This window comes from Marinilabilia sp., assembly GCF_016278715.1.
In the GTDB taxonomy this organism is placed as follows: Bacteria; Bacteroidota; Bacteroidia; order Bacteroidales; family Marinilabiliaceae; genus Marinilabilia.
On sequence record NZ_JADQBH010000083.1, the window covers coordinates 1 to 9,227 of the forward strand.

7 protein-coding genes are annotated in these 9,227 nt (G+C 40.6%); 2 read left to right on the forward strand and 5 right to left on the reverse strand.

Annotated features, from left to right (window positions below):
• Window positions 1-232: 232 nt before the first annotated feature.
• The gene (rlmH, locus tag QZZ43_RS05325; RefSeq protein ID WP_291856890.1) at window positions 233-706 is read left to right on the forward strand and encodes a 23S rRNA (pseudouridine(1915)-N(3))-methyltransferase RlmH; all 474 of its coding nucleotides are present in this window, start codon (window positions 233-235) and stop codon (window positions 704-706) included.
• Between the two features lie 298 nt (window positions 707-1,004).
• Window positions 1,005-4,697 (forward strand): ATP-binding protein, encoded by a 3,693-nt coding sequence (locus QZZ43_RS05330; RefSeq protein WP_291856891.1) that lies wholly within the window; start codon window positions 1,005-1,007, stop codon window positions 4,695-4,697.
• On the opposite strand, the gene QZZ43_RS05335 is transcribed toward QZZ43_RS05330, so the two are convergent.
• The 5 genes from QZZ43_RS05335 to era form a co-directional block, all read right to left on the reverse strand.
• The gene (locus tag QZZ43_RS05335; protein ID WP_291856892.1) at window positions 4,664-5,071 is read right to left on the reverse strand and encodes a hypothetical protein; all 408 of its coding nucleotides are present in this window, start codon (window positions 5,069-5,071) and stop codon (window positions 4,664-4,666) included. The two genes, QZZ43_RS05330 and QZZ43_RS05335, sit on opposite strands and share 34 nt — an antisense overlap.
• A gap of 86 nt (window positions 5,072-5,157) precedes the next feature.
• Complete coding sequence (locus QZZ43_RS05340; RefSeq protein ID WP_291856893.1) at window positions 5,158-5,733, reverse strand: LuxR C-terminal-related transcriptional regulator; 576 nt, start codon at window positions 5,731-5,733, stop codon at window positions 5,158-5,160.
• Between the two features lie 6 nt (window positions 5,734-5,739).
• Entirely contained in the window at window positions 5,740-6,477 is a 738-nt protein-coding gene (locus tag QZZ43_RS05345; protein ID WP_291856894.1) for a hemerythrin domain-containing protein, read from the reverse strand.
• 324 nt (window positions 6,478-6,801) lie between these two features.
• Entirely contained in the window at window positions 6,802-8,106 is a 1,305-nt protein-coding gene (gene der / locus QZZ43_RS05350; protein WP_291856895.1) for a ribosome biogenesis GTPase Der, read from the reverse strand.
• A gap of 85 nt (window positions 8,107-8,191) precedes the next feature.
• Window positions 8,192-9,073, reverse strand: a complete 882-nt coding sequence (gene era, locus QZZ43_RS05355; RefSeq protein ID WP_291856896.1) for a GTPase Era — start codon at window positions 9,071-9,073, stop codon at window positions 8,192-8,194.
• Between the last annotated feature and the right edge of the window lie 154 nt (window positions 9,074-9,227).

Sequence of the window (9,227 nt, forward strand, 5' to 3'; positions counted from 1 at the left end):
TTTAATCAGATTCTTCATTTTTTAAAGTTTAACTTAATTGCTTTCTTATACAAAAGTAAAATAATGCAAAAATTAAACCACAAAGTTGCCTTTTTTTTGTGTGAAGATTATTTCTTCCGAGTTTCTTCTTATCAGTTAAGATAGTATCAAACCTCTAACTTTCGGACTCTGATTCCCAACTACCAAAAACTCCTTATATTAGTCGTCAGAAACATTTTAAGTTATAAATGATATGAAGGTACTGCTCCTGATGATGGGGAAAACTGCTGAGCCATGGCTTCAAAAGGGTGTGAAGCAATATTTTGACCGATTGACCCATTATTTGCCATTTGAAGCCAAAGTTTTACCCGATATAAAAAATGCCGGTAAAATGAAACCGGAAGCATTGAAGCAGTTGGAGGGCGAAGTGATTTTAAAGAATGTAGAAAATTCTGATCAGTTGATGTTACTGGATGAGGGTGGGAAACTGTTCTCTTCGCGTGAGTTTTCAGAATACATGGAAAAACAGATGCTCGGAGGTGCCAGAAGGTTGATCTTTGTAATTGGAGGAGCCTGGGGATTCTCGGACGAGGTGTACGGGCGTGCCAATGGCAAATTATCTTTGTCGCGGATGACTTTTTCTCATCAGATGGTGCGTCTGATTTTTGCTGAGCAGCTTTACAGAGCTATGACCATTCTGAGAAATGAACCTTATCATCACGATTAAGAAGCGGTTTGAATTTTGTTTTTGGAAGATTTGAGTTCTGAGACAGCGCCGTTAATAAAAGAGATTTTTATGAAGAATAAGAGCTCAAAGATCCCAAAGGATAAAACTTAAAACAGGTTCTAATATATTTTGCATGGTTATTGCTTGTCTGAACTATTCATAAATTTCAGGGCTGCTCCGCCTTTGATTAAGGTGCAGACAAAAAAAGTTTTTCTCAATCAAAGTCGTTGTCGGACACAGAATTAATTTGTGAATTATTTGGGTTAACTTCATACAGACATTAAAAAAAGGTTTCTTTATGCCCGGTAGAAGAATTTGGTGGCTTCTGGTAGTTTTGTTTCTTGTTTCAACATCTACAGGGTTGTTGATTGAATTCTTTGCCTCCGGAAATCAGAAACAACAGATTGATATTCAGCAGTTGGAACGCTCCATTCAAAAGCGCCAGATTTCTCTGAATAAGATGCTTAAGCAGTTTCCGGATAGCCTGCTGGAGTATCCAAGTGCTGCCTGGGCTTATATGGATTCGGTTTCTGGAACCGATAATGAAATGTTGATTTTTTATGATAATGAGCTGGTGGCCTGGTCTGATCAACGTTTGCCGGTTCAGGATATTCACCCGGTATTTTTCACACAGCCCTTTATTGAACTGGACAATGGATATTATCTTGTACAGCATTTTCGTTACAATTCCTACTCTCTGGTGGGGCTCTATCGCATCAAAGATTCCTATCCCTATCAAAATAAGTATCTTCACGATCGGTTTGTATTGCCTTCCGGATTGTCTCCGGGGACGAGGATTGTGCGCGATCAGAATTCATCGTGGCAACCTGTATTTGGACTTGAGGGAGAGTATCTTTTTTCTATCAGTGATTTATCTCTCGGAAAAACAGGGAACAATAGTGAAATATATGTGCTGGTAGCTTATCTTCTTTCTATTTTCTCTATTTGGGGGTTAATACTTTTGGGGCTAAAAAAACGACGATCAAGTCGCTGGATTAATCTCCGTTTGTTTTCTGCTGTTACGTTGTTTGGGGTTTTTTATTATTTCGTTTTCTGGCATTCCGGAATGTCGGCTTTCAAAGGGTTAGGCCTTTTTTCGCCCAGGCATTTTGCAATGTCCGATTTTTTGCCTTCTCTGGGAGCACTACTTTTGTTTGCCTTCTTTTTATTTCTGATTTCTTTGCTCATTTTCCGCTTTTTTCGATGGCCCGACATTGCTCCTTTCCGATCGGAGCATGTCCTTGTTAAAAGCTTTTGCTTTTTTTCAGTTAGTATCCTTGTTCAGTTATGGATGCTATACCTGATGGGGTTTTTATATAAGATGGTAGAGCATTCATCCGAACCTTCGGTGTTTTACAAAGTTGTTGAATTAAATGAGATTGCAATCGTTAAAATTGTTATTCTGTCACTTTTGTTTTTTTCTTTTTTGTTGATTGCCGAGAAAGTTGTACGTCTTTATTTGTTCCGGCTGGAGCGGTGGACCATGTCGGTGGTAATTTTATCGGCATTGGTGTTTACAATGATATTTCGGGGAGGAGTTGGTCACGGCGATGGGGATTGGGCAATTCTTTTTACCGGCATCTTATTGTTGTTGCTAGTTTGGGTAAAACGAGATTTTCGCCTTCATCATTCCTATAATACTTTTATATGGATTGTTACCCTGTTTGCACTTTTTACCGGTTCTGTACTAATAAATCTTTCCATCAGCAAAGAAGAGGCTACACGTGAATTACTTGTTGAGAATCTTTCTTATCAATTGCTGAGAGAAGAAGATCCTGTGGCAGAAATGTATCTGGCAGATATTGAAAGCCAGATTCTGCGTGATGCTCCCTTGCGTCAGTTGCTGGCACGTAACAATATTAATCAGATGGCGGTTCAGAATCATTTGCTCAAATACTATTTTTATGGTTACTGGGGACGTTATGAGATGCAGATAGTGCCTTGCTGGCCGGGAGGGAATGTTGTGTTCGAAGAAACGGGAGAGACCTATAATTGCTACCAGTATTTCTTTTCCAAACTAGGCTCTCAGGGGCAGCCAGTAGATGGGAGCGACAATTTTTATTACCTTAATAATGATAATGGGAGGGTCTCATATCTGGGTGTTTTTCGTTTTTTTGAAGGGCATCCACTGGAAACCACCCTGTTTGTGGAACTTCAGTCCAAACCCTACTTTGAGGGACTTGGTTATCCTGAACTCCTGATCAGTCAGAAGGAGCAAGACCGCCTGGCTCTTTTTGAGGGGTATTCGTATGCTAAGTATGTGGATGGGCGTCTTGTTCGACGCTCCGGAGAATACGATTATCATGGCAATTATCGCCAAATCGACTTTGAAGAAGGGAAAACACAGATGGTGAAAGATGATGGATATTCCCATATCTTGTTTAAACCCGAAGGAGATACGTTGGTTATTTTGAGCCGTAAAGACAATTCCGTATCTGAAATATTTATTGTTTTTTCCATATTTTTTATATTATTCTTCATTATAGGACTGATTTTTATTGGAGTGTCTAAAGTTGGAACCGTTTCATTTTCATTTCGGTTGTCGGTTCAGAAACGTATTCAGCTTTCCTTTGTGGGGCTGATGCTCATTATATTGCTGGTGGTGGCTGTCGGGACGGTGCTATACACTGTTGAACAGTTTAAAAATAAACACGATGAACTGCTCAACGATAAGGTCCAATCGGTTCTTCTTGAACTGGAATCAAAAATTGGACTTGAGGGGCCATTAACTCAGGGAAACGAAGAATATCTGAGCTATCAGCTTCAGACCATCTCAAATGTGTTTTTTTGCGATATTAACTTGTTTGGAACAGATGGAATTCTTTTGGCCTCTTCACGTCCCGAAATGTTTGAACAGGGACTGATTGGGGGACAGATGAACCCTTCTGCATTTTACCGTCTTACCCATAAAGGAGAAAACAGGTATCTGGGGCAGGAAACTATAGGTGATTTGGAGTTTCGTTCCTACTATGTTCCATTCTATAACCGGCAGGATATGCTGATGGGCTATATTAATGTACCCTATTTTGTGGCCAATAATGAATTGCGCGAGGAGGTTTCGTCGGTAGTGATGACCGTGGTAAATTTTTACCTTTTGTTTTCGTTCATTATAATAGGTATCACAGTTTTTCTTTCGCGTCGGATAACTCGTCCCCTTCAGGTATTACAGTCCAAACTGGCCGATTTGAAAATCGATAAACATAACGAGAAAATCGATTATCAGGGGAAAGATGAAATTGGTAGCCTGGTGGGAGAATACAACCGGATGGTCGATGAACTGGGCGAGAGCGCTTCACAATTGGCACGAACGCAGCGTGAGCTGGCCTGGCGGGAAATGGCGCGTCAGATTGCTCATGAAATTAAGAACCCGCTTACCCCTATGAAACTTAATATCCAGTATTTGCAACGGGCATGGAACGATAATGTACCGGATTTTGACAGTTATCTGAAACGGGTTACGGGAACCTTAATTGAACAAATTGAAAAACTTTCATCTATCGCAACAGAATTCAGTCATTTTGCTAAAATGCCGGCTGCAAAGCGGGAAAATATCAATCTTATTGATAAAATAAAAAGCAGTGTTACTCTTTTTTCCAATAGTAAGGATGTGGAAATACACGCTGATTTTGAAGAACGGGAGTCCATTATTGTTTATGCCGATGGCGAACAGTTGCTGGGAGTGTTTAATAATCTGATAAATAATGCAGTACAGGCGATTCCTCGAGGGGAGAACGGACAAATCAATATTTCTACATCTGTTCAGAATAACAGGGCCCTGGTGAAGATTAGAGATAATGGGAAGGGCATTTCCGAAGAGATCCGGGAAAAAATGTTTGTTCCCAATTTTACTACAAAAACCAGCGGCATGGGACTTGGTCTGGCCATTGTTAAAGAAATTATTGAAAGTGCGGGTGGAAAAATCTGGTTTGAAACAGAAACCGGAAAAGGAACAACATTTTACATTGAACTACCTTTGGCTTCCCAGTCCTGATTTCGGATAACCCGGGTTTCGGCCCATCGGTCAGCTATTCTGACTTTTTGGGTTGTCAGATAATACAGGTCTATGATATTTAAGACTGGGATAATCTGAACCAGCCCGCGAATGATCGATTTTTCGGGCCACCCCGATAGAGAGGCGTAATGGGGGAGGGCAACGGTTCGGAGATTAAAGAGCTTTTTGCCAAAACTCTGCCCGTTCAAAAAAGAGAGTGAATCCTTGGAAAGCAGATAAATCAGTCCAAACATCCAACCGATTTTTGGGAACAGCGATATCAGGATGGCAATTACAATATCAACCAATCCAGCCAAAAGGCGTTCGCTAAGGGGTACTTTCTCCCACAAAAGTTGTTTGTCGTCCACGTCCATAATTTTTACAAAGATAAGAATACGAAGCAGTTTTCCGATGCATTTGGTATGGAGGTGATGAACCGAAAGGATTTCCGCCGCCTCTTCTATTGAATGTCTTCCATCTTAATGATTCCATTAATTAACGAGTACACAGTAAGGCCGGAAACTGTTTTGATGTCCAGTTTTCGGGTGATATTCTTCCGGTGGGAGATTACTGTGTGGGTGCTTATGAAGAGCTTGGTGGCAATTTCTTTGTTGGTGAATCCCAACGCCACATGTTTGAGGATTAATTTTTCCCTGGGAGTAAGATCTTCTGCCTCTTCTTTTTCTTCGGTTGTTTCGTATTGTTTGAGATGATAACTGATTTTTTCGGTCAGTTTATTTTTCGTGTCAAAAACCGAAATCTGATGGCTGGGACTATCTTCGGGAAGAGGCGTATTTATGATGTAAATAATTCTGGCTTTACTGTGCAATATGGAGGTGAGTTCGTTGTGTGATATAGGAAGCTGAATGGCGCTGTTGAGCAGCAAAATATCAGGGTTATATTCTTTAATTGTCTGCACGATGGTGTCCGGATGGCCCGCGGCTTTGAGTTCCGCCACGCCCTCCGTTTGCTCGAGGAGGCTTACTAAACCTTTTCGAACCAAATAGGATGTCTCTGCAATTAGTACTTTGGCCATAATGCTTTATTGCAGGGTAAATTTATTGTGAAATGCCTCTTCCAGTTTAATGACCTGGGGAATCAGCACACTTTCTTCGAGTATGGTGTGGTCATTGAGGTCGTTTCCCAATCTGAAGATTTCTATCAGTACATTGGTGAACAGACAGTTGTCCGAAGGGGGCGCAAGGTATTTAAGAAGAATGTTGCGCAAATCCAGCAACTTCTCTTCGATGTCACTGTGCTCTTCCAGAAAATCCTTAATGGTATAGCCCCGGGCTGTTTTTAAAAATTCAGCATCCGGTTTCTCCTTGTAAAGGTTTTCTTCAAGATTCAGGATGTAAGGAAAAATCTTTTCCTCCCCTAACTGGATGTGAGTGGTGAATTCTGCAATGTATTCTCTGAAGAATTTAAGCATCAATTGCATATTATGACCACCTGATTGATCCAACGATTCCATCCTGACAATATCTTCTTCAATTCGCGGAATGTGATAATCAATATAACATGAATGTGTGCTGCGAAGATATTTTACCAACCATTTTACGGGGTGATTCATTAGTGTTTCGCCAGGAAAAAAATCCCGTTCATGATACCAACGGGCCAGATTGAGAAAAAAATTCAAGTCTATGTTCTGTTCCTGGCATACTGTTTTAATGCTTTTCTCCTTAAATCCAAAAGGTATTTTAAGTCTCTGAAGAACAGCCAGAAGTTCAAAATCTGACTGCACCAGGTCCGACATTTTTGTAGTGGGGTTTATGTGCATTGCTGTGCTTATTTAGAAATATTATAGACAAAGGTAGTGAAAAGTTGAAGAACATTTACTTCTTCTATCCGAAATGTCTGGACTAAAAGTCTTTATGCGCAATGCTTGAACAACAGTTTATTTAACCCATCAGTCTTTTATTTGTGAAACACAAAACCAGATGGGATTTTCCATGTTTTTTGTTTGGAGTATAATTTGGATGTTTTCGCCTGGGGAAAAAATATGACGGATTAAACGGTAATTCACCTGAGTTTATGAACAAACTCCTTAGTGGAGGTTTAATACAAAAAAGGAGACTGCTTTTCGTTGCAGTCTCCTTTTTTATTATTTCTTTCTGAAAAATATATTCATCGGAACTCCAGTGAAATTCCACCTCTGACGCAATTTATTTTCTATAAATCGCTTGTAGGGGTCTTTAACGTACTGTGGAAGGTTACAGAAAAACGCAAATGAGGGAACTGATGCCGGTAATTGGGTAATATATTTGATTTTGATGTACTTCCCTTTGTTGGCTGGCGGTGGATTGTTCTCAATGATGGGCAGGAGATATTCGTTAAGTTTAGCGGTTCCAACTTTCCTGGACTTGTTTTCATAAACGGCCAAAGCTTCTTCCAATGCTTTGAAAATACGCTTTTTCTCTGTGGCAGAAGTAAAAATGACCGGATAGTCGGTATAAGGTGCTGTCAGGGCTTTTAAAGCCTCTTCAAATTCTTTGGCTGTGTTGTTCTCTTTTTCAATGAGGTCCCACTTGTTGACCAAAATCACAACCCCTTTTCGGTTGCGTTCAATCAGACTAAATATTTTATGATCCTGACCTTCAAAACCACGGGTGGCATCAATCATGAGCAGGCAAACGTCGGAATTTTCTATGGCCCTGATGGCCCGCATCACCGAGTAGAATTCTAAATCTTCATGAACTTTGGTCTTTTTTCTGATTCCGGCAGTGTCCACCAGGAAGAAATCATGACCATATTTATTGTATCGGGTAAATATGCTGTCGCGTGTGGTTCCTGAAACGGGGGTGACAATGTTGCGGTCTTCTCCGATAAGGGAATTAATCAATGAGGATTTTCCCGCATTGGGGCGTCCAACAACAGTGAATCGTGGCAATTCAAGGTCCTCTTCTTCTCCCTTATCCGGAAGAATCTTTACCAGATGATCCAGTAATTCGCCCGTCCCTGCACCATTAATTGCCGAAATGGGGAATAAATCACTTAATCCCATCGAATAAAAATAGGAAGCTTCGGGGATTTGCTGGTTATTATCTACTTTATTTACTGCAATGATTACATGTTTTGCTTTCCTGCGAAGAATTTCCGCAACAGCTTCGTCAAAATCGGTAACGCCCGTGCTTACATCAACTACAAAAACGATGACATCAGCCTCCTCAATGGCAATAAGAACCTGCTCACGAATGGCATTTTCAAACTGGTCATCCGAGTTGATGGCATATCCGCCGGTATCTACCACCGAAAAACGGACCCCATTCCATTCCGATTTTCCGTAAATTCGGTCACGCGTTACCCCGCTGGCTTCGTCAACAATAGCCTGACGAGATTCGGTAAGTCGGTTAAAAAGAGTTGATTTGCCTACATTTGGTCGACCTACTATGGCCACGATGTTCCCCATGTTATTATTTGATTATTTACTATTTTTCAATTTTAAAAAGTGGGCAAAGGTAATAAAAATGATTGATTCACAGGCTAAATCAATCCTACTTCTCATATCCAAAGTTCTTCAGGAAATTATCCTGATCCCGCCAATCCTTGGATACTTTTACATACAGCTCCAGATATATCTGTTTGCCTAGAAAGATTTCAATTTCCTTGCGTGAATCTATTCCCAGTTTTTTGAGAGCTTTTCCCTGATGCCCTATTATAATACCTTTCTGGGAATCACGACTTACATGAATTACTGCTCTGATGTCGGTTCTTTTGGGGCCATCATTGAATTCTTGAACTTCTATTTCTACCGAGTAGGGAATTTCTTTCTGATAGTTGAGCAATATTTTTTCCCTGATGATCTCCGATATAAAAAAACGTTCCGGCTTATCTGTTAATGCATCTTTGTCGAAAAACGGGGGAGATTCGGGCAACAACTCAACTATTCTGTCATAGAGGTTCTGAATGTTAAAGTTATGCAGGGCCGACATAGGATATACTTCTGCACGGGGAATTTCCTTCTCCCAGAAATCAACCAGATCTTCCAGCTCTTTTTGCTGGATAAGGTCAATTTTGTTGATGCCCAACAGAACCGGAATGTTGCTCTTTTTCACCAACTCCAGAAATTCATTGTTCTTGTCCGGCGTTTCCACCGTGTCGGTTATATAAAGGAGTATGTCCGCATCCGAAAGAGCCGATTTGGAAAAATGAAGCATCGACTCCTGAAGTTTATATTTTGGTTGAAGAACTCCCGGTGTGTCGGAAAACACTATCTGATAATCCTCTTTGTTGACAATACCAAAAATACGATGGCGGGTTGTCTGGGCTTTAGAGGTAATTATAGATAACCGTTCTCCAATTAAGGCATTTGACAAGGTGGATTTTCCCACATTGGGATTACCTATTATATTAACGAAACCGGCTTTGTGTGTCATAACTTATTTGTGTTGAATTTTGTGCGAAGATACAACAACTGTGTAGATTTTCTTTTAGGAGGTTTTATTTATTAAATAAAAATCCAGCCAAACTCCACGAGCTATGAGCTACGAGCCACGAGCTACCACCCAAAGCCGCCCCATACTCCCCGCC

Coding starts and splice junctions, on each gene's coding strand:
- rlmH (WP_291856890.1), top strand. CDS start 233: ATGAAGGTACTGCTCCTGATGATGGGGAAAACTGCTGAGCCATGGCTT.
- QZZ43_RS05330 (WP_291856891.1), top strand. CDS start 1,005: ATGCCCGGTAGAAGAATTTGGTGGCTTCTGGTAGTTTTGTTTCTTGTT.
- QZZ43_RS05335 (WP_291856892.1), bottom strand. CDS start 5,071: ATGGACGTGGACGACAAACAACTTTTGTGGGAGAAAGTACCCCTTAGC.
- QZZ43_RS05340 (WP_291856893.1), bottom strand. CDS start 5,733: ATGGCCAAAGTACTAATTGCAGAGACATCCTATTTGGTTCGAAAAGGT.
- QZZ43_RS05345 (WP_291856894.1), bottom strand. CDS start 6,477: ATGCACATAAACCCCACTACAAAAATGTCGGACCTGGTGCAGTCAGAT.
- der (WP_291856895.1), bottom strand. CDS start 8,106: ATGGGGAACATCGTGGCCATAGTAGGTCGACCAAATGTAGGCAAATCA.
- era (WP_291856896.1), bottom strand. CDS start 9,073: ATGACACACAAAGCCGGTTTCGTTAATATAATAGGTAATCCCAATGTG.